Annotated in this window: 18 protein-coding genes, 1 tRNA gene and 1 pseudogene; 16 read left to right on the top strand and 4 right to left on the bottom strand. The window is 67.7% G+C overall.

Annotated features, from left to right (window positions below; translation table 11 throughout):
• A pseudogene (locus H0T81_RS10185) lies at window positions 1–517 on the bottom strand (hypothetical protein); the annotation flags it as partial.
• A 94-nt stretch (window positions 518–611) separates the two neighbouring features.
• The gene (locus H0T81_RS10190; RefSeq protein WP_294012629.1) at window positions 612–1,304 is read right to left on the bottom strand and encodes a pirin family protein; all 693 of its coding nucleotides are present in this window, start codon (window positions 1,302–1,304) and stop codon (window positions 612–614) included.
• Between the two features lie 196 nt (window positions 1,305–1,500).
• Here H0T81_RS10190 and H0T81_RS10195 point away from each other — a divergent pair, with 196 nt between their 5' ends.
• Genes H0T81_RS10195 through H0T81_RS10205 form a run of 3 tightly spaced genes read left to right on the top strand, consistent with a single transcriptional unit; the run spans window position 1,501 to window position 5,996 of the window.
• Window positions 1,501–3,699, top strand: a complete 2,199-nt coding sequence (locus tag H0T81_RS10195) for a toll/interleukin-1 receptor domain-containing protein (protein WP_294012631.1) — start codon at window positions 1,501–1,503, stop codon at window positions 3,697–3,699.
• Window positions 3,692–4,174 carry a hypothetical protein gene (locus tag H0T81_RS10200; RefSeq protein ID WP_294012634.1) on the top strand — a complete coding sequence of 161 codons (483 nt, stop codon included), beginning with the start codon at window positions 3,692–3,694 and terminating at the stop codon, window positions 4,172–4,174. Before H0T81_RS10195 ends, H0T81_RS10200 begins: the two co-directional genes overlap by 8 nt.
• Window position 4,175: 1 nt before the next feature.
• Window positions 4,176–5,996 carry a hypothetical protein gene (locus tag H0T81_RS10205; protein ID WP_294012637.1) on the top strand — a complete coding sequence of 607 codons (1,821 nt, stop codon included), beginning with the start codon at window positions 4,176–4,178 and terminating at the stop codon, window positions 5,994–5,996.
• Window positions 5,997–6,024: 28 nt separating this feature from the next.
• Here the strand turns inward: H0T81_RS10205 and H0T81_RS10210 are convergent.
• A tRNA-Leu gene (locus tag H0T81_RS10210) sits at window positions 6,025–6,111 on the bottom strand.
• 89 nt (window positions 6,112–6,200) lie between these two features.
• Here H0T81_RS10210 and H0T81_RS10215 point away from each other — a divergent pair.
• The 5 genes from H0T81_RS10215 to H0T81_RS10235 all read left to right on the top strand — a co-directional run bounded on the left by H0T81_RS10215 (window position 6,201) and on the right by H0T81_RS10235 (window position 9,880).
• Window positions 6,201–7,157, top strand: coding sequence for a complex I NDUFA9 subunit family protein (locus tag H0T81_RS10215; RefSeq protein WP_294012640.1), 957 nt, complete (start codon window positions 6,201–6,203; stop codon window positions 7,155–7,157).
• 21 nt (window positions 7,158–7,178) lie between these two features.
• The gene (locus H0T81_RS10220; protein WP_294012642.1) at window positions 7,179–7,979 is read left to right on the top strand and encodes an undecaprenyl-diphosphate phosphatase; all 801 of its coding nucleotides are present in this window, start codon (window positions 7,179–7,181) and stop codon (window positions 7,977–7,979) included.
• An 82-nt stretch (window positions 7,980–8,061) separates the two neighbouring features.
• Window positions 8,062–8,514: a hypothetical protein gene (locus H0T81_RS10225; RefSeq protein ID WP_294012645.1), complete on the top strand. Its 453-nt coding sequence runs from the start codon at window positions 8,062–8,064 to the stop codon at window positions 8,512–8,514.
• A gap of 64 nt (window positions 8,515–8,578) precedes the next feature.
• A complete protein-coding gene (locus H0T81_RS10230; protein ID WP_294012648.1) occupies window positions 8,579–9,250 on the top strand; it encodes a glutathione S-transferase family protein in 672 nt (223 codons plus the stop codon).
• A 168-nt stretch (window positions 9,251–9,418) separates the two neighbouring features.
• Entirely contained in the window at window positions 9,419–9,880 is a 462-nt protein-coding gene (locus tag H0T81_RS10235; RefSeq protein WP_294012650.1) for a hypothetical protein, read from the top strand.
• Window positions 9,881–9,943: 63 nt separating this feature from the next.
• Here H0T81_RS10235 and ubiG read toward each other — a convergent pair whose 3' ends face one another.
• Complete coding sequence (gene ubiG / locus H0T81_RS10240) at window positions 9,944–10,666, bottom strand: bifunctional 2-polyprenyl-6-hydroxyphenol methylase/3-demethylubiquinol 3-O-methyltransferase UbiG (RefSeq protein ID WP_294012653.1); 723 nt, start codon at window positions 10,664–10,666, stop codon at window positions 9,944–9,946.
• A 132-nt stretch (window positions 10,667–10,798) separates the two neighbouring features.
• Between ubiG and H0T81_RS10245 the strand changes: the two genes are divergently transcribed.
• From H0T81_RS10245 to tilS, 8 genes are all read left to right on the top strand, one after another.
• The gene (locus tag H0T81_RS10245) at window positions 10,799–12,022 is read left to right on the top strand and encodes an aspartate kinase (RefSeq protein WP_294012656.1); all 1,224 of its coding nucleotides are present in this window, start codon (window positions 10,799–10,801) and stop codon (window positions 12,020–12,022) included.
• A gap of 151 nt (window positions 12,023–12,173) precedes the next feature.
• Window positions 12,174–13,184 (top strand): nitronate monooxygenase, encoded by a 1,011-nt coding sequence (locus H0T81_RS10250; RefSeq protein ID WP_294012678.1) that lies wholly within the window; start codon window positions 12,174–12,176, stop codon window positions 13,182–13,184.
• On the top strand, window positions 13,181–13,522 hold the full coding sequence (locus H0T81_RS10255) for a hypothetical protein (RefSeq protein WP_294012659.1): 342 nt from the start codon (window positions 13,181–13,183) through the stop codon (window positions 13,520–13,522). Before H0T81_RS10250 ends, H0T81_RS10255 begins: the two co-directional genes overlap by 4 nt.
• A gap of 130 nt (window positions 13,523–13,652) precedes the next feature.
• Window positions 13,653–14,663, top strand: coding sequence for an HWE histidine kinase domain-containing protein (locus H0T81_RS10260; RefSeq protein ID WP_294012663.1), 1,011 nt, complete (start codon window positions 13,653–13,655; stop codon window positions 14,661–14,663).
• 110 nt (window positions 14,664–14,773) lie between these two features.
• Entirely contained in the window at window positions 14,774–17,041 is a 2,268-nt protein-coding gene (ptsP, locus tag H0T81_RS10265; RefSeq protein ID WP_294012666.1) for a phosphoenolpyruvate--protein phosphotransferase, read from the top strand.
• 75 nt (window positions 17,042–17,116) lie between these two features.
• Window positions 17,117–17,965, top strand: a complete 849-nt coding sequence (locus H0T81_RS10270; protein ID WP_294012669.1) for a helix-turn-helix domain-containing protein — start codon at window positions 17,117–17,119, stop codon at window positions 17,963–17,965.
• Window positions 17,966–18,009: 44 nt separating this feature from the next.
• Complete coding sequence (locus H0T81_RS10275; RefSeq protein WP_294012672.1) at window positions 18,010–18,939, top strand: tetratricopeptide repeat protein; 930 nt, start codon at window positions 18,010–18,012, stop codon at window positions 18,937–18,939.
• Between the two features lie 17 nt (window positions 18,940–18,956).
• On the top strand, window positions 18,957–19,894 hold a 938-nt coding region (tilS, locus tag H0T81_RS10280; protein ID WP_294012675.1), incomplete at its 3' end, for a tRNA lysidine(34) synthetase TilS.

Consider the following 19,894-nt stretch of genomic DNA (forward strand, 5'->3'; position numbering starts at 1 on the left):
CGTAATAGCCGGCCCCCGCGCCGAGCAGGATCAGGGCCAGCAACCAGGGCATCAAATCGCCCTGCCGATCGCTGGCAACGTCCTCGATTGGGGTCGGGGCTGGAGTCGGCGTCGGAGAAAAACCGGGCTGAGCCTCGAACCCCGATCCAAAATCGCCCGGGGCCGGCGTTGGCGGAGCCGAAAGCGGGTCGGCGGGCGGACCAGCCTCTGCCACCGAAGGCGCTCGCGGCGTGTCGCGCGGCACCGGGCTCGCCCGAGGCGCGGGCGTCGGACCGGTTTGCGGCGCTCGAGTCGTGACCGGCGCGGGACGGGGTTCGGGGGCCGTGCGGCTGGGCGCGGCGGGAGCCGGCCGGGTGACCGTTCCGTTGAGTGAAAAGCCCTCCAGCTCGCGCGGGCCGATGGTCTCGGACGGCGTGTTGGTCGCCGGCGCGGTGGTGTTCTGGGCGAGCGCCGGGGTACCGGCGAGCGCCAGCCCAGCCGCGATTGCCGCAATGCCGAAGCGCAAGCCTGCCCTCATGTCGTCCCGTTCATTGCGAGTGAGTCGCACAGCCTCCTGGGGCGCGCCTTTGCCTCATGGCGCGCAATCCGCCGCTCTTCAAGCACAGCCTCGATTAACGGGCGTCGACCAGCACCAGCTCGCTGTCCTCCTCGGCCTCGATCCGCACCTGCCCTTCGCCGGTGATCGCGACCCCGTCGCGCCGCTGGGCCGGCACTCCATTGACCCGCACCCGGCCGCTCGGGACCATGTACAGGTGGCGCTCGGGGGAAGCCTCGAAGCCGATGGATTCACCGGCCTTGACCGTCGCTCCGAGCACTCGGGCGTCGGCGTTGATGGTGAGGGCGCCGTCCTCCCGTCCACCGCTGGCAAGCAGCTGCAAGCGGCCGTCCCGCGCGTCCTTGGGGAACGGCCTGGCGCCCCAGCCGGGCTGAGCTCCCGGCCGGTCGGTCTCGATCCAGATCTGGAACAAGGTCATCTCTTCATCTTCGAGATTGTACTCGGCGTGGGTGACTCCGGTGCCGGCGCTCATCACCTGGACGTCGCCGGCGCCCGTGCGGCCCTTGTTGCCCATCGAATCCTGGTGGGTGATCGCGCCGGTTCGAACGTAGGTCACGATCTCCATGTCGCGGTGCGGGTGCGGCGGAAAGCCGGATTTGGCGGCGATCCGATCGTCGTTCCAGACCCGGATCCGGCCCCAGCCGAGGCGCGCCGGGTCGTAATAATCGCCGAACGAGAAATGGTGGCGGGCGTCGAGCCAGCCGTGGTCGGCGTGGCCGAGCGAGTCGAATGGGCGGATGTCGATCATCGCTTCCAGATGGCGGGCGGCCGGACCGCTTCAAGTATCAGCGCTGTAACCGCAGTGCCCACGGCGACGGCCAGCGCGTTCCATGCCGCAGCGACAGTGCCGCCCAACTATTTGAAAATAGGCGCGGCTGGGCCTACCCACGTGGTGCTTGCGGTTAAGTTCTGATAAATCGCGGAGCAACAGCGGGGGGCTGCTGATGACGAAGCTTGCCCGAGTGCAGGATTGGGACCGGAGCCGCGGCGAGCCCGACTCGCGCGCCGCCGGCGTCCGGCCGCTGAGATATTGCGCGTTCCTCAGCTACAGCCACGCCGACAAGGCGATCGCCGGCTGGTTGCACGAAGCCCTCGAAAAATTTCGGACGCCGTCGTCGCTGGCCGGGCGGATGACCGATCACGGCGCCATCCCGAAACGACTGACCCCGATTTTCCGCGACCGGCATGAGCTGGCGGCCTCCGACGATCTCGCCGACGGCATCCGCGACGCGCTCGATTCCTCGCGCTTCCTCATCGTGCTGTGCTCGCCGGCGGCCGCCGCGTCGCGCTGGGTCAACGCCGAAATCGACATGTTCAAGCGGCACCGCCCCGACGGCTGCGTGCTGGCCGCGATCGTTGCCGGCGAGCCGTTCGCAAGCAATGTGCCGGGCCACGAAGCGGAAGAGTGCCTGCCGCCGGCGCTGCGCCAGAAGTACGATCGCCGCGGACGGCCGACGACTCGACGCGCCGAGCCGCTCGCGGCCGATCTGCGCGAGGACCGCGACGGCAAGCGCCTCGGGCTGTTGAAGCTGGTCTCGGGCATGCTCGGGGTCGGGCTCGACGAGCTGGTCCAGCGGGAAACCCAGCGCCGCCAGCGCCGACTGGCGATTGTCGCCGCCGCTTCGCTGGCCGGAATGGCCGTCACCAGCACGCTCGCCGTCGTCGCGTTCGACGCTCGCGACGACGCCCGCGACCAGCGGCGCGAAGCCGAAGGACTGGTCGGGTTCATGCTCGGCGACCTGCGGCAGAAGCTCGAGCCGCTGGGCCGCCTCGACGTGCTGGATTCGGTGGGCGCTCGAGCGCTCCAATATTATCAGAAACAGGACACGAGTAATTTGTCCGATGCCGCGCTTGCGCAGCGCTCGAAGGCGCTGACGCTGATGGGCGAAATCGCCAACACGCGCGGCAATCTCGACACCGCGCTTCGGCTCTACAACGAGGCGTTCGCCGGCACCGCCGAGGCGCTTCGCCGCGTCCCCGATGATCCGCAGCGGCTTTTTGACCACTCACAGAATGTCTATTGGGTGGGCTACATCGACTGGCAGCGGGGCCAACTGGAACGCGCTGCTAATGCCTTTCGAGAATATCGAAGGCTCGCGCAGCGGATGGTCGAACTGGAACCATCCAACCCCAGGTGGCGGCTGGAAGAGACCTATGCCGACAACAGTCTCGGAGCGGTCCTGATCAAGCAGCAGCACTATCGAGAGGCGTCGGCGAGGCTCGCCGAGGCGCTGGCTGTCAGCGAAGCCCTGCTCGCCTCCGAGCCGGGCAACGAGGATTTCCAGGACCGACTGGTCCAGGCGCTCGCCTGGCTAGCGGACGCGCGCGAATACAGCGGCGATCTCGATGGAGCTCTTTCGCTTCGCGAACGGGAGCTTGCGCTTCTTGAACGGCTGGCAAGGGCTCGTGGCACCGATCTGCAACTGAGACGTGATACGCTGACCGCCCATCGCGTGTTGGGCCGGCTGTTTACATCCCGCGGAGAGAGTCAAAAGGCGCTGACCCATTTGCAGAAAGCGGCGGCGCTTGCCGATGAACTCATTCGCACCGAACCGGACAACACCGAGTGGGCCCAAAACGCGGCCGTAACCGACCTCGACCTGGGCGAATTGCAACTGGCGATTGGTCAGTCGGAAGCCGCAGGAGTCTCCGCCCGCGCCGGATGCGCGATCGTGACGCGCCTGATCGAACGGGATTCGAGCGTCGCTCTCTGGCGCTCCACGATCCGCGGCCAATGTCTCGCCTTGCGCGCCAGACTGGCGCTCGCCCGAAACGCGCCGGCCGAAGCACAAGCGCTCGCCGCGGCGCGAGCGTCGATCGCCCGCGCAGAGCTGGCTCGCCAAGCGTCGCCCGAAACTCAGTTCGCGGTCGCCGAGGCCGAGCTGCTTCGCGGCCAGATTGCCGAACGCCTCGGCGATAGCGTGGCGGCCAGGAAAGCCTGGGTGACGGCCGCCGCGGTCTGGCCGAAGACCAGTGAGCTCAGGCCAGAGCAGCTGGCCAGGCAAGTCTTGCTGCTAAACCGGCTCGGGCGACCGCAGGAAGCCAAACTGGTTGCCCGGCGGCTTGCCGAAATCGGTTACCGCCACGCGGCGTTATGTGGGAATGCGGATTGCGCATCCGAGAGGGAGAATCAGCATGAGTGAGACAAAGCCGGCACAGCAGAAGACGAAAATGCAGTCGGACAGGCCGGACCCGGGCTGGCCTGTATACGTCGACGTATATGCCGACACAGCCCCCAACGGCAGCGTCGAGTGGAGCCACAAGTGGCACTTCCGGAATCATTCGAACAGGACGGGAACTATCGACATCCCCCCAAAGCAAAAGGGGCAGTCTGCCACACCGATTACCTTTAAGCTCCACGATCGGACGCAACCCAGAGTGGGGTTGCGCTTCGTCGACGGCGACGATGCGATCTGGGTCAGCCGGACGACCTGCCCGCAATCGGAGGCGGCGAGCGATCCGGAAATCACGAGGATCAAACCATCCGGGACTGTGCTGAAGGTGCTGGACATGAACGAGACTGCCTGCACCCTGCACTACAACCTGCGGTTCGAGCCGGATCCGAATCGATACTGCTACGACCCGGACATCAGGAACGGCGGCACCACTGCCGAGTGAATTGCGGCTCCAGACTGTTGGGGACTCGGGCGGCCAGCACCCGCCGCGCGTCCCCTTCACGCTGTGCGTCGGAGTCACCGGGCATCGCCTGGATGCGTTGCCGCCCGAGTATTTGGAGCGACTGCCGGGGCTGGTTCGCGAGGCGCTTGGGCAGCTGGTGCATTGCGCCGGCACCGTTCGCGCCGAGGCCGACGACTGCTTCGCGCCGGACCCGACGCGCCTGCTGTTCGTATCGCCGCTCGCCCATGGCGCCGACCAGATCGCCGCCGAAGTCGCTCTCGAGCTGGGCTTCTCGCTGCACGCCGTGCTCCCGTTCACGCTCCACGATTACCGCCGCGACCTCATCAACGGGGGCGCCGAAGAGCGGTTCGACGAACTGGTCGCAATGGCTGACACCGTTCTCGAACTTCCAGGAACCCGCGAGCAGGCGATGGAGGCCTATGTCATGGCCGGCCGGGCGACGGTCGCCCATTGCGATGTCCTGATCGCGGTCTGGGACGGCCTCGCGGCGCGCGGCCGCGGCGGCACTGCCGAAGTCGTCCAGCTGGCCATCACCCGCGGCACGCCGGTGGTCCATATCGCGGTCGACGAGAGCCCCACCCGGCTGCTGTGGAGCGCCTTCGACCCCGTCGTCATCACCGAGCGTCCGGACGACATGGCGCAGCGCCCGTTCGACTCCGCGCATGTCGAGCAGATGCTGACCGCGCTGATGCTCCCGCCGGTCGATCCCCAGGAGCGTGGCTTCCTCAGGCGCTTCGCCACCGAGCGCGCCCGGCGGATCCGCGCTCGCATCGAATATCCGCTGCTGCTCGCGGCGGCCGGAGTCAAACGCTTCCGACCGTCGCAGCTCAAGGAATCCAATTGCACCGCCGAGACCGCCCGGGAGTGGCGGGGCTATCGCGATTCGTGGCTCGACCGCCACTCGGACAGTCGCTCGCTCGACCTGCTCGAGGACGCCTACAGCTGGAGCGACCGGCTCGCCGGTCATTTCGCCCAGACCTACCGCAGCGGCCACGTGTTCAACTTCGTGCTGGGCGGGCTCGCCGTGTGCCTCGGCCTCAGCGCCTTCATGGCCCCGGGCGCCGGCCTCGAGCTGGCGATGATCGAGTTCATCATCACGCTGGGGATCATCGTCAACACCCAGCTGGGCGTCCGCAACGAGTGGCACCGGCGCTGGCTGGATTACCGCCAGCTCGCCGAGCGGCTTCGGCCGATGCGCAGCCTGAAGCTGCTGGCCCTGGCCGCACCGGACCCTCCCGGGAGCATCACCAACCCGGTCGCGAGGCGCTGGATCGACTGGTACGCGAGCGGCATCTGGCGGGCGATGGGCAGTCCCGGGGGGACCATCGCGGAGCAGCGCGCTCGTGAGCTTGGCAGCGCCGTCGCCGCCTACGAAATCGCTCCGCAGGTCGCGTATCACGAAAAGAGCGCACGCCAGATCGATGCGCTCGACAGCCGGCTCGAGAAAGTCGCCAATCTGCTGTTCCTCGCGACCCTGATCGTCTCGGCCGCCATCGTCCTCGGGCAGGCATCCGGGGCACAGTGGGTCGAGGCTTACAGCGACTGGTTCACGCTGGTCTCGGCGGGCTTCCCGGCGCTCGGAACGGCCGTGTTCGGGATCCGCTTCCAGGGCGATTTCGGCGGCAGCGCGGTGCGGTCGCAGGCGACCGCCAACGCGCTCAAGCAAATCCAGGAGGAATTGACTCGCGGAGTGGTCCTGCCGCGCGCCGCCGATCTCGCCGAGCAGGCGGCTCGGACGATGCTTTCGGATCTCGACGAGTGGCGGCTGGTCAACCAGCAGCAGGACCTGGGGATCGCCTAGCCGCCGAGAGCGCCGCTATGACTGGCGATGGTGCCCAGGAGAGGACTCGAACCTCCACGCCCTTGCGAGCGCCAGCACCTGAAGCTGGTGCGTCTACCAATTCCGCCACCTGGGCCCGCGAGTAGATGTAGTCGGTAGGCGGCGGCGCTTAAAGGCCGCGCTCGCGCCTTGTCAATGGCGAGGCCGAGCCGCTAGTGCCCGGTGATGATCGAACGCGGGGACGAGCTTGTAACGGTGTTCGGGGGCGGCGGATTCATTGGCCGCTACGTCTGCGAACTGCTGCTCAAAAACGGGGTGCGGGTGCGGGTCGCCAGCCGCCGGCCGCGCAGCGCCCATTTCATCCAGCCCCTGGGCGAGGTCGGCCAGATCGGCTTCGTCCGGGCCGACATCACCGACTCCCGAAGCGTCGCTCGAGCGGTCGACGGCGCGTCGGCGGTCGTCAACCTGTGCGGAATCCTCAAGGGACACTTCCACGACGTTCACGTGACAGGCGCTGCAAACGCCTCCGAAGCGGCGCGCGATGCCGGGGCCAGGGCCTTGGTACAGATCTCCGCGATCGGCGCCGATCCAATGTCCGAAGCCGACTACGGCAAGACCAAGGCCGAGGGCGAGGCGGCGGTGCGCGCCGCTTTCCCGACCGCGACCATCATCCGTCCCTCGCTGGTGTTCGGGCCCGAGGACCAGATCACCAACCGCCTCGCGGCCTTCGCCCGGCTGCCCTTCCTGCCGGTGATCGCCGCGCAGCGCCGCTTCCAGCCGGTCTATGTTCTCGACCTCGCTTCGGCGATCGCCAAGGCGGCGCTCGAGCCGGAGCGATATGGCGGCAAGGTCTACGAAATCGGCGGCCCCCAGGTGATGAGCATGCGCGAGCTGCACGCAGCGATCGTCGAGTCGACCGGCCGGACGCCCGAACTGGTCGACATGCCCAACTTCATGGCCGCGCTGCTGTCGTGGTTCGGCTGGTTTCCAGGAGCGCCCCTGACCCGCGACCAATGGCGGATGCTCCAGCGCGACAATGTCGCCTCGGAAGGCGCGCCAGGCCTCGAGGCGTTCGGGATCGAGCCGACGCCGCTGGGCGCGGTCGCCCACGAATGGCTCGGCCGCTTCAACAAGGGCGGGCGCTTCGCGGGCCGCCGAATCAACCTGACCGCCACTTCCTGATCCGCCCGCTGGTTTCGCCCGATGCCGGTCCTGCTCCTTGTCATCATCCTTGGCATCGTCGAGGGCGTCACCGAATATCTGCCCGTCTCGTCGACCGGGCATTTGATCCTCGCGACCGAGCTGCTCGGCTTCGACGCGGCTGCCTGGGCGGTGTTCAACGTCGCCATCCAGCCGGGCGCCATCCTCGCCGTCGTCGTCCTCTACTGGCGCACGTTCCGCGACGTCATCGTCGGCCTGTTCCACCGCTCGCCGTCCGCGATCGCCTTCGTCCGCAACATCGCGCTCGCCTTCCTGCCGGCGGCGGTGCTCGGGGTCGCGCTTGGAAACTACATCGACATGCTGCTCGAGAATGCGGTGGTGGTGTGCTGGGCCCTGATCATCGGCGGCATCGCCATCCTGGTCGTCGAGCGGTTCGCCCGGCCGCAGGATTGCGGCGGGGTCGCCGCCGTCTCAATGCGGCAATCGGCGTCGATCGGCCTCGTCCAGTGCCTGGCGATGATCCCGGGGGTCAGCCGCTCGGGCGCGACGATCCTGGGAGCGATGAGCTTCGGGGTCGACCGCAAGACCGCTGCCGAATTCAGCTTCTTCCTGGCGGTGCCGACCCTGTCGGGCGCCACCGCGCTGCAGTTGTTCAAGCATTGGGACGATATCCCGACCGGCCAGTTCGCGTGGATCGGCCTTGGCAGCCTGGTCTCGTTCATCGTCGCGGTGATCGTCGTTAAAGCCTTCATGGCGATCGTCACCCGCTACGGCTTCGCGCCCTTCGCCTGGTACCGGATCGTCGCCGGAGCCGCCGCCCTGGCCTGGCTCGGCATGCGGTGATTTATCTCTTGTTCATCAAGTGCTAAGCTCGTTGGGAGCAGTCTTTTGGAAGATTGCCGAAGCGAGTTTTTGAGGAGCGACCATGCGCGCCGTCCATCTGATCGTCCCGTTTGCGCTGCTCGCCAGCCCGGCGCTTGCGCAAACCAGGCCCGCGCCGCCGTCGACGCCCCGGACGGTGACGATCCCGCCCGCGCTGACCGACCCGGCGACGGCCGACCGGCTGGCGAGAATGATGCAGGCGATGTCCAAGGCGTTCCTCGAGCTGCCGGTCGGCGAGATCGAAGCCGCCGCCGAAGGCCGCCCGGCGACCCGGGCCGACCGCCGGCGAACCGTTCGCCAGGCCGGCCGAGCCGAAGACCCGAATTTCGAGCGCAACTTCCAGCGCGACATCGCCAACAGCAAGCCGATGATCGAGTCGAGCATGAAGGCGCTCGCGGCCGCGTTGCCGGCGATGATGAAGGGCCTCAGCGAAGCTGGGCGCGAGCTCGAAAAGAGCACCGCCAACCTGCCCTCGCCGAATTACCCCAAAAAATAGTTCCTCGCCGAGGCGGGTACAGCCGCCTAGACGCCCGCGCTTGCTCCGCTAAAGCTGGCCACTCATGTGGCAGCTGTTCCAATTCCCGCTATGCCCGTTCTCCCGCAAGGTCCGGCTGGTGCTTGCCGAAAAGGGCGTCGGGCATGAACTGGTCCGCGAAAACCCATGGGAGCGGCGCGACGAGTTCATCGACCTGAACCCGGCCGGCGAGACCCCGGTGATGGTCGACCCAGAGGCCGGCATCACCTTGATCGGAAGCCAGCCGATCATCGAATATTTCGAGGAAACCGTCGAGCGCATGCCGATGATTCACGGCAATGCGGTGCTCCGCGCCGAGATCCGCCGCCTCGCCCTCTGGTTCGACGAAAAGCTCTATCGCGAAGTCGTCGAGCCGCTGATGAACGAGCGGATGCGCAAGCGCCTGGTCAGCCGGGAGTCGCCCGACACGCGAGTGCTGCGCGAGGCGATGCGGATCGCCAACAGCCACCTCGATTATGTCGACTATCTGCTCGACCATCGCCGCTGGCTGGCCGGGCCGGGCCTCAGCCTCGCCGACTTCACGGCCGCGGCTCATTTGTCGGTGGTCGACTATCTGGGCGCGCTCGACTGGCGCGGCCACAAGCAGACCAAGGATTGGTACGCGGTCATGAAGTCGCGGCCGGGCTTCCGGCCGCTGCTCGGCGAGCGGATGGAAGTGATCGTGCCGCCCGCCCATTACGACAAGGTCGATTTCTAGCGCGCTTTCGTGCCCGTTTGGTTCGAAACAGCAAGCCTGAATAACCAAGACAGCCGTTGTTCATCCCCGCGCGACGACTCGCCCGCGAAATGCGCCGAGCGCACCGGCAAACTGCCGAGGCGAAACGTTTAACCGTCATAGGCTTTCCTCATCCCAAGGAGACAGATGATGACGATGATGAAGCTGCTTGCTGGCGCAGCAGGCCTTGCGGCGCTTGCGACCGCGGCTCCGGCCACGGCGCAATGGGGCTACGCGCAGCCGCAGGGCTATGCCTACGGCTATAACAACATGCACAACATAACGTCGGTCGCGGCGCAGCGCTGCTCGGCCGCGGTCCAGCACCGGCTCAGCCGGCAGACCACCAGCGGCGTGGGCGGCATCGTCGGCGCTCTGCTGGGCGTCAATACGGCCCCGGCCGGGCGTGTGCTCGCGGTGACCCAGGCCATCCCGCGTCGAAGCACCGTGCGCGTTCGCGGCCTCGCCACCAGCGGCCGCTCAGCCGGCTACGGGCCTTATGGCGCCGGCGCCTACGGTGGTCTCGGCTACGCTTACCAGCCTGACCTGTCGTTTTCGTGCGACGTCGACTATCGCGGCTTTGTCCGGGACGTCGACATCAACCGCCGCCGATAATTACGGTCGGATCGAACGAGGAAGCGCCGGGTTCGCCCGGCGCTTCTTTCATGCGCGCAAAAGCTACGCGTGCGTCGCCGCGACCAGATAATCGAGGCGCAGGTCCTCGCTCAGGTGCAGTCCGCGGGTGGGCGACCAGGCGATGCCTTCGAAATCGCAGCATCGGAGCCCGGACGCTTCGAGCAGCGGCTTCATGCGCTCGGGCGCAATGAACCGCTCAAAATCATGGGTGCCTTTGGGAATGCGTCCCAGACCCTCGGCGAGAGTGATCGTTAGCAGCTTCGACCAGGCGGTCCGGTTGGGAGTCGACAGGATCAACAGCCCGCCGGGCGCCAGGCGCCGGGCCAGGCCGGCAACGAACGCCTGCGGGTCGGCGACATGCTCGATGACCTCCAGCGAGGTGACCAGGTCGAACCGCCCGTCGATGTCCTCGACCGCGGCGGCGCGATAATCGATCTCCAGCCCCTGCGCCCGCGCATGCTCGCGAGCGACCTCGATCAGCTCGGGCGCAGCGTCGATCGCCGTGACTCTCGCCCCCAGCCGGGCGAGCGGCTCGGCGAGCAGGCCGGCGCCGCAGCCGACGTCGAGCGCGCTTCTGCCTTCCAGCGGCCGCCGCCCGTGCTCGTCCACTTGCCAATGCTGGTTGATCCGGTCGCGCATGTAGGCGAGCCGCACCGGGTTCAATTTGTGCAGCATCGCCGAGGCGCCGTTCGGGTCCCACCAGTCGTCGGCGATCCTGGCGAACTGCTCGACCTCCGTGGCAACGATGGAACTTGTCTCGGACATTCCCTGATCCGTTCGGGCTGAGCCTGTCGAAGCCCTGTCCTTAAACAATTGCCGCACGAAAGAGCAGTCCTTCGACAGGCTCAGGACGAACGGCCGTTGCTGTTGCTCATTTCTCTTCCTACAGGCCCGGCAATGGCCCGTATCGTGATGAAATTCGGCGGCACGTCGATGGCCGGCATCGAGCGCATCCGCAACGTCGCCGAGCGGGTGCGGCGCGAAGCCGAGGACGGCGACGAGGTGCTGGTCGTCGTCTCCGCGATGGCCGGTGAGACCGACCGGCTGGTGCAACTGTGCCGCGAGGCCGCTGCACTCCACGATCCGAGCGAATATGACGTTGTCGTCGCCAGCGGCGAGCAGGTGACGGCCGGGCTTCTGGCGATGACTCTCCAGAACATGGGGTTGGAGGCGCGCAGCTTCATGGGCTGGCAGCTGGTCCGGGCATCGGGAGTGCACGGCAACGCGCGCGTCGACGCGGTGGAATCCGGGCTGCTCGACGATGCTCTGAAGAGCGGCACCATCGCCGTCATCCCCGGCTTCCAGGGCATTTCCGACGAGGGCCGGCTGGCAACGCTCGGCCGCGGCGGGTCGGACACGTCGGCGGTGGCGATCGCCGCCGGAGTCAACGCCGACCGCTGCGACATCTACACCGACGTCGACGGGGTCTACACCACCGACCCGCGCATCGTCCCGAGGGCTCGCAAGCTCGACGCGATCACGTTCGAGGAGATGCTCGAGCTCGCCGGGGTCGGCGCCAAGGTGCTGCAGACCCGCTCGGTCGGGCTTGCAATGCGCGCCGACTTGCCGCTGCGAGTGCTGTCGGCGTTCGAGGACAAGCCCGGAACGCGCGTCGTCGCCGAGCTTTCAGGAGCGGACATGGAGAGAAACCAGATCGCCGGGATCGCCGCCGACAAGAACGAAGCGCGGGTGACGCTGACCGGAATCGCCGATGCGCCGGGCATGGTCGCCAAGGTCATCAGCCCGCTCGCCGAGGCCGGCATCCTCGTTGACATGATCGTCCACGCGGCGACCCCCAACACCGGCTCGTCGGACCTTACCTTCACCGTCCCGCGAGCCAGCCTCGCCCAGGCGATGGCGGTGATCGAGCAGCACAGGCACGAGATCGGCTATTCCGAGCTGATCTGCGACGACTCCGTCGCCAAGGTCAGCATCGTCGGGGTCGGAATCCGCTCCAATCCCAGCCTCGCCGCGACAATGTTCGAGACTCTGGCCGAGCGGCAGATCAACCTGCTCGCGGTGTCGAGCTCCGAAATCAAGGTCAGTGCGCTGATCGCCGAGCCCGATCTCGACCTCGCCGTCAGGGTGCTGCACACGGCGTTCGGGCTGGATTCCGAATAGCCCCTCCCCTCGATGATCACCAAAAACGAACCGTTGGTGAAGGTTTGTTTTTCGGTGATGGGTTGGGGTGGGGTGGAGTCTCCGGTAGAGGCTCAGCGCTATGAACGACGCCACCCCCACCCAACCCTCCCCCATCCAGGGGGAGGGCTCAATCGGCCACGCTCGCCTCAGGCAGCTGATGCACCGCGGCACCGAATTCCTCGGCTGCGAGATCGCCGTCATGGGCGGCGCGATGAGCTGGGTTTCCGAGCGCAACCTCGTCTCGGCTTTGTCCAATGCCGGCGCGTTCGGGGTGATCGCGTGCGGGGCGATGACCCCCGACCTGCTCGACACCGAGATCGCCGAAACCCGCAAGCGCACCGACCAGCCGTTCGGCGTCAACCTCATCACCATGCACCCGCAATTGAGCGAGCTGATCGATACCTGCGCGAAGCACAACGTCACCCACATCGTGCTCGCCGGCGGGCTCCCGCCGACGGGATCGATCGACCGCATCAAGGCGAGCGGCGCCCGGCTCGTCGGCTTCGCCCCGGCGCTGTCGCTGGCGAAGAAGCTGATTCGCTCGGGCGCCGATGCGCTGGTCATCGAGGGCATGGAGGCGGGCGGCCACATCGGCCCGGTCGCGACCTCGGTGCTGGCGCAGGAAATCCTGCCGCATGTCGCCCACGACATCCCGGTGTTCGTCGCCGGCGGGATCGGCCGCGGCGAGGCGATCGCCGCCTACCTCGAGATGGGCGCGGTCGGAGTGCAGCTCGGCACCCGCTTCGTCTGCGCGACCGAGAGCATCGCCCACCCCAACTTCAAGAAGGTCTTCATCCGCGCTTCCGCCCGTGACGCGGTGCCGTCGGTGCAGATCGACCCGCGGCTGCCGGTGATCCCGGTGCGAGCGCTCAAGAACCGCGAGATGGAGAATTTCGCCGCCAAGCAGCGCGAGGTCGCCCAATTGCTCGACGAGGGCGCGATCGAGATGGCCGAGGCGCAGCTCCAGATCGAGCACTATTGGGCCGGCGCCCTGCGCCGGGCGGTGATTGACGGCGATGTCGAAAGCGGTTCCGTAATGGCCGGCCAGTCGGTCGGAATGGTCACCCGCGAGGAGCCGGTCGCCGAGATTATCCGCGAGCTCGCCGAAGAGGCCGCCGCGGCGCTGGAGCGACGAGGGTGAAGTCGACGCGTCTGACTTTGTTCCTGCTGGCCGCGGCTGCGCCGGCGCTGGGAGGCTGCGTCGCCGGCATGGCGGCCAGCGCCATCAGCATGGCCGCCCGCAGCGCGCAGGGTCAACCGGCGAGCAACCAGCATCTGAGAGCGGATGCGGAGAGGGCCTGCGGCGCCTTGGCGGCGCGACATGGCACCGTCCAAATCATCGATGTGGAACAGCGTACCGCGAGCCGGATCATCGTCTGGGGGACGGTGGACGACGGCCGGGAACGGCGTTCGTTCCAGTGCTCCTTCGGGACCAGGGTCACGGGTTTCAAACTGCGCGCAATCAAGCCGCGCGGCTGAGCGCCCGAGCGGTGCCCACATGGATGTCCATACGTGCAATGCCGTTTTTCGATCGCCAGCATCGCCTTCTGGTTACCGCGCCCAAGCCGATGTACCATGCGCCTGTGCCTGGAATTAGGACCCACAAGAAGTGAGCGATGCAATCGCGCAGAAGCCGCAAGCACCGGAGTGGCGTGAGGAGCATCTCCGACTGGCGGTCGAAGCCGCACGCGTTGCCCTGTGGTCCTGGCACGTCGATGACGACCGGTTCGAGATGGACGAACGGGCTTTCGAGCTCTGGGGCTTGCCATGGGCGGAAAAGGTCAGCTTCGAGGAGCTATCCACCCATATCCATCCGGCCGACCGGGACAGGGTTCGAGCAGCTTTCTCGGCTACTCGCTCGGTCGCTGGTTCCTATGAGATCGACTTTCGAATCTGTCTTGGCGACCAGGTGCGCTGGATTTCGGCCCGTGGGCGCGGTGCCGACGAGGGGATCGTCGGTCGTGCAATGTTCGGGATCTTTCTGGACGTTACCGGCCGCAAGCAAGCCGAAGAGGGAAGCGAACTGCTCGCTGGCGAGATGAGCCACAGGGTTAAAAACCTCCTCGCAATCGCGACCGGGCTGACACAGCTGACCGGGCGATCGGCGCAATCGGTGGAACACATGACCGGTGAGCTGACTCAGCGGTTGACGGCCTTGGGTCGCGCTCACGACATCGTCCGGCCACTGCCAGGCGAGCAAGGCAAGGCTGCGCTGTTGGGTGATCTTCTATCGGTTCTGCTTGCACCCTATGATGAAACGGCCGCCTTCTCTGGACGCATCCGCGTAGCCGTGGCGCGGATGGGGGTTGGGGAGCGAGCCGCGACGGCGCTGGCTATGGTGATCCATGAACTCGCGACCAACTCGGTCAAATACGGTTCGCTATCCCATCCCTCAGGCTTTCTCGACGTAACCAGCAAGATCGAGGGAGATGGCATCTGTTTGATCTGGGCTGAGACGGGCGGCCCGTCCATCACCGAGGAGCCCGTCCTGCAAGGCTTCGGGAGTCGGCTCATCGCCCGCAGTGTCTCCGCGCATCTCGGTGGAGAACTTGTCTACGATTGGCAGGAGACCGGCCTGGTCGTGACAATTCGCATGAGCCAGGACGAGCTGGCCGACTAGGATCCTCAGGTCTCGCGTCATGTCCGCTATCCACCCAAAGCGAACATTCGACGCCGGAGCGCCTCCTCCCGCGTGACAGGCTGACGCCGCATCTGATAGCGCTTGGGCCCATGCCCCTGACCGCCGCCGCCGCCGCCCGCGAGATCCTGACGGGCTTGCACGACGTGATGGCGAGCCGCGGCAGCACCCAAGCCAAGCTCGACAAGGTCGTCGACCTGATCGCCGAGGCGATGAAGAGCGAAGTCTGCTCGATCTATTTGCTGCGCGACAACCAGCTCGAGCTGTTCGCCACCCACGGGCTGCGCAAGGAAGCGGTTCACCTCACCCGGCTGGCGATGGGCGAGGGCCTGGTCGGGATGATCGCCGAGGAAGGGCGGATCCTCAACCTGGCCGAGGCGGCGAGCCATCCTCAGTTCGTCTACCGGCCGGAGACTGGAGAGGAGCGCTACCACAGCTTCGCCGGGGTGCCGATCGTGCGGCTCGAGAGCCCGGTTGGAGTGCTCGCCGTCCAGCACGCCGAATCGCGCCGCTACGAAGAGGTCGAGATCGAGGCTCTGCAAACGGTGGCAATGGTCCTGTCCGAGATGATCGCCGCGGCGCGGCTGGTCGACGGGGCTCGCCGCGGCCGGGTGCGCAGCGGCGGCCCGCTGCGCCTGTCCGGTCTCAAGCTGGTTACCGGCATGGCCAAGGGCGAAGCGGTGTTCCACCAGCCGCGAGTCGTCATCGAGCACACCGTCGCCGAGGACACCGAAGCCGAGCGCGCGCGGGTCTACGACGCGTTCCGGCGGATGCGCGAGCAGATCGACGCGATGGCCAAGGAGGCCGAGTTCGGGACGGTCGGCGAGCACCAGGAGATCCTCGCGGCGTACCGCATGTTCGCTTACGACGAAGGCTGGGGGCGGCGGATCAACGAGGCCATCGACAGCGGCCTGACCGCCGAAGCGGCGATCGAACGGGTCCAGCAGCGCACCCGCTCCCGGATGCGGGAGATCGACGATCCGCTGCTCCAGGAGCGGATGCACGACCTCGAGGATCTGTCCAACCGGCTGCTGCGCATCGTCTCTGGGCGGATGGGCACCGCCGCGCAGACCGGGCTGACCCGCGACACCGTGCTGATCGCCCGCAACCTGGGGCCCGCCGAGCTGCTCGAATACGACCGCCGGCGATTGAAGGCGGTGCTGCTCGAGGAGGGCTCGCTGACGGCGCACATGACCATCGTTGCCCGCGCGATAGGAGTGCCGGTGGTCGGCCGGCTGCAGGACATCCGCCACAGCGTCAACGAGCGCGAGATGATCCTCGTCGATGGCGACAACGGCAGCGTCATCATCCGCCCCACCCGATCGCTCGCATCCGGCTTCGATCACCGCATGGCCTTGAGCCAGAAGCGCCGGGCGCAGTTCGCCGCGGTCCGCTCGCTGCCGGCGATCACCAGGGACGGGCTCGAGGTCAGCGTCATGGTCAACGCCGGCCTGGCCGAGGACGCGGCCGCGCTCGAGCTCACCGGCGCCGACGGCATCGGCCTGTTCCGAACCGAGTTCCAGTTCCTGGTCTCGGCGACCTTGCCCGGCCGCGAGCGGCAGCAGCGATTATATTCCAAGGTGCTCGACTCGGCCGGCGACCGCCCGGTGACCTTCCGCACTCTCGACATCGGCGGCGACAAGGCCCTGCCCTATCTCGCCGACGCCAAGGACGAGGCCGAGAACCCGGCCATGGGCTGGCGCGCTCTGCGCCTGTCGCTCGACCGCTCGACGCTGATGAAGGCGCAGGCCCGGGCGCTGATCGAGGCGTCCGGCGGCCGAGTCCTTCGGGTGATGTTCCCGATGATCTCCGAGCCGTGGGAATATGAGGAGGCGCGCGCGCTGATCGAGGAGCAGATTGCCTGGGCTCGCAAGTCCAAACGCAAGCTCCCGGCGCGCGTCGAGTTCGGGGCGATGCTCGAAGTGCCGAGCCTCGCCGAGATGCTCGACCAGCTGCTGCCGCGCGTCGATTTCCTGTCGATCGGGACCAACGATCTGACCCAATTCCTGTTTGCCGCCGACCGCGCCGACCCGCGGCTGGCCGAGCGCTACGACTGGCTGAGCCCGGCGATCCTGCGATTCCTGAAGCGGGTTCTGGACGCCGCCCGCGCCGCCGACGTCCCGGTGCGGCTGTGCGGCGAGATGGGCGGCCGGCCGCTGGAGACGATGGCCCTGATCGGCATCGGCGCGGAGAATTTCTCCATCACTCCGGCCGCGGTGGGCCCGGTCAAGGCGATGGTCCGGTCGCTCGATGCGTCGGCCGTCCGGCAGCGGCTCGAGCAACTGCTCAGCCGCCCGCCGCGCAACCTTCGCAAGGCGCTCACCGACTGGGCCCGGAAGCACTCGGTGGCGGTCAGTTGAATCGTTCGCGGAGCGGTTGACACTCCGGTTCCAGCCTTCGAGAGTAGCCCTCGCGAGGCAAAGAAAAAAACGGCGATGGCAAAGAAAAAGGGGCAGGAGATGGTCGAGCCGATCGACGAACCGGCAGGCGATCTGCCGGAACCCGAAGTCGCTTCGGCCGGCCAGCGGTTGCGCGCCGCGCGCGAGGAAAAAGGCCTGACTCTCGAGGACGTTGCAGCGCAGACCCGGATTCCGCGCCGCCACCTCGAAAGCCTCGAGAACAGCGATTGGGAGCGGCTTCCGGCCCCGACCTACACGACCGGTTTCGCCAAGAGCTACGCATCCGCCGTCGGGCTCGACCGCGTCGAGATCGCCGAGCAGCTGCGGGTCGAGATGGGCGGCGTCCGCCCCATCTCGCAAAGCTCCGAGGTGTTCGAGCCCGCCGACCCGGGCCGGTCGATGCCCAAATGGCTGGTGCTGGGGGCGATCGCGATAGTGCTGGTGCTGGTGCTGGTGATGAGCTGGCTCAACGAACGCTCGTTCCAGCAAGCCGATCAGCCGGGCGACGAGCAGCCCGCAACGGCCGCTGCTCCGCAACCGGGGCAGCCGGCGCCCGCCGCGCCCGCGACCGTTGCGCAGGGGCCGGTGGTGCTGACCGCCAACGAGCAGGTGTGGATCCAGGTCAAGGACGGGCAGACGACGCTCAAGGAGGGCCTGCTCGAGCCCGGGCAGAGCTTCGAGGTGCCGGCCGCGGCCGCGCCGGTGCTGATGACCGGCAAGCCCGAAGCTCTGCGCATATCGGTCGGCACAGCCGATGCTCCGCCAGTCGGACCGGCAGCCACGACGGTGCGCAACGTCAGCCTAAAAGCGGCCGACCTGATGCGCGGACCTGCGGCCACGACGCCGACGGCCGCTCCGCCCGCCGCCCAGAACACCGCCGGCTAACGGATTCATCGCCGCGAAAGCATGGGTTGGGCAGGCTCGCGCGGATGAGCATTTCTGGGGGCATCATGAAGGCACCGCTTCGACTCACCATCGCCATCGCGGCGCTCGTCGCTCTCGGGGCGGTCCCCGCGCAGGCGCAGCGCGGCATGTCGCCCGAGCAACGCATCGAGCGGCTCGAGAGCCAGCTGCGCCAGGTGCAGCGCCAGGTGTTCCCCCGTGGACAGCCGGCCGATACCGCCGGCTTCTCGGACGAACCGGCGGCGACGCAATCGTCCGTCCGAACCTTGAACGACCGCTTGAATGGGCTCGAGCGGCAGATCGCCGACCTCGTCCGCCAGTCGGAGGAGAACGGCCATCGGCTGACCGTCATCCAGGCTGACCTGGCGAAAATGCGCAGCGACCAGGACCAGCGGATTGGCGCGCTCGAACGCGCCGCCGCCGCTGCAGCCGCGGCGCAAGCGCCAGTCGCAGGTGTCGTGACGAACGGGACCACCGCTCCGCCGGTCGCGGTCGCCACCCGCACACCGCCGACCACGCCGGTCAGCACCGGGCCCGGTACGGCGGTAGCGGCGAGCAATGCGCCAGACCCGGCCGAGATCGCCTATGACGAAGGCTACCAGCTGTGGCGTGCCGGCAGATATGACGCGGCGATCAGCTCGCTGCGCGCTTTCTCGTCCGCTTTTCCAAAGCACCGGCGGAAGAGCTGGGCAGACAATCTTGTCGGCCGGGCGCTGCTCGACAAGGGCGAGCCCCGCGCCGCGGCCGAGGCGCTGCTGGCCAACTACCGCTCCAATCCCAAGGGAGAGCGCGCCGCGGACAGCCTCTATTACCTCGGCCAGGCGCTGATGCAGCTCAACCAGCCGGAACAGGCCTGCAAGGCCTACGCCGAGCTCGAGGCTGTCTATGGGTCATCGCTGCGGGCCGAATTGAAGCGACTGCTCCCCGCGGCCAAGTCCGAAGCCCGGTGTAGCTAGAGAGACCGGCCACCGTTATGGCTCCTGCGTTCGCAGGAGCACGGCTTATTTCCAGTCCCGATCCGCAGCTTGTCGAGCGCTTTGCGACCGACCTCGACACGTTGGTCGCGCGGGGGAGCAAGATGGGCGTCGCAGTTTCCGGCGGCGCCGATAGCCTCGCGCTGCTGCTGCTCGCCGCGGCCGCGCGCCCGGGACTGGTCGAAGCCGCGACGGTCGATCACGCGCTGCGCCCCGAAAGCCGGGCCGAAGCCGAGACGGTCGCCGCTCTTTGCGAGCGGATCGGAGTGCCGCACGATATCCTGACCGTGGAATGGCGGCAGGCTCCGGGCCGCAACTTGCAGGCGCGGGCGCGCGAGGCCCGCTATGAGACGCTTGGCGACTGGGCAGTGAGACGCGGCCTCCTCGCCGTCGCCACCGCCCACCATCTCGACGACCAGGCCGAGACCTTGCTGATGCGGTTGGCCCGCGGCGCCGGCGTCGGCGGGCTGGGCGCAACCCGCGCGAGCCGCCCGCTGGTCAAGGGCGTCCGGTTGGTCCGGCCCCTGCTCGGCTGGCGCAAGGCGGAGCTTGCAGCGCTGGTTGCGAGTGCCGGGGTAAAGCCGGTCGACGACCCGTCCAACCGCGACTCCCGCCACGATCGGGTGCGAATGCGCGAATGGCTCAAGCGCGCCGACTGGGCGAACCCGGAACGGCTCGCGGCGAGCGCCGCCTGGCTCAACGAGGCCGACGAGGCACTCGACTGGGCTCTGGCGCCGCTTGCCGAGGAGCGCGTGACCCGCGAGGGTGCGGACCTCGTCGTCGACCCGTCCGGCATCCCTCGGGAGCTCCAGCGCCGGCTGCTGCTCGCCGCCTTCGCCGACGGCGTGCTGGTCGGAACGGTGCAGGTGATCCTCTCGCTGCCGCCGAACCAGCCGCATCGCGCCGAGATCGCCAAGCTCCTCGTCCACCGCTCGGC

This window comes from Sphingomonas sp. (assembly GCF_013812825.1).
Classification (GTDB): domain Bacteria; phylum Pseudomonadota; class Alphaproteobacteria; order Sphingomonadales; family Sphingomonadaceae; genus Sphingomicrobium.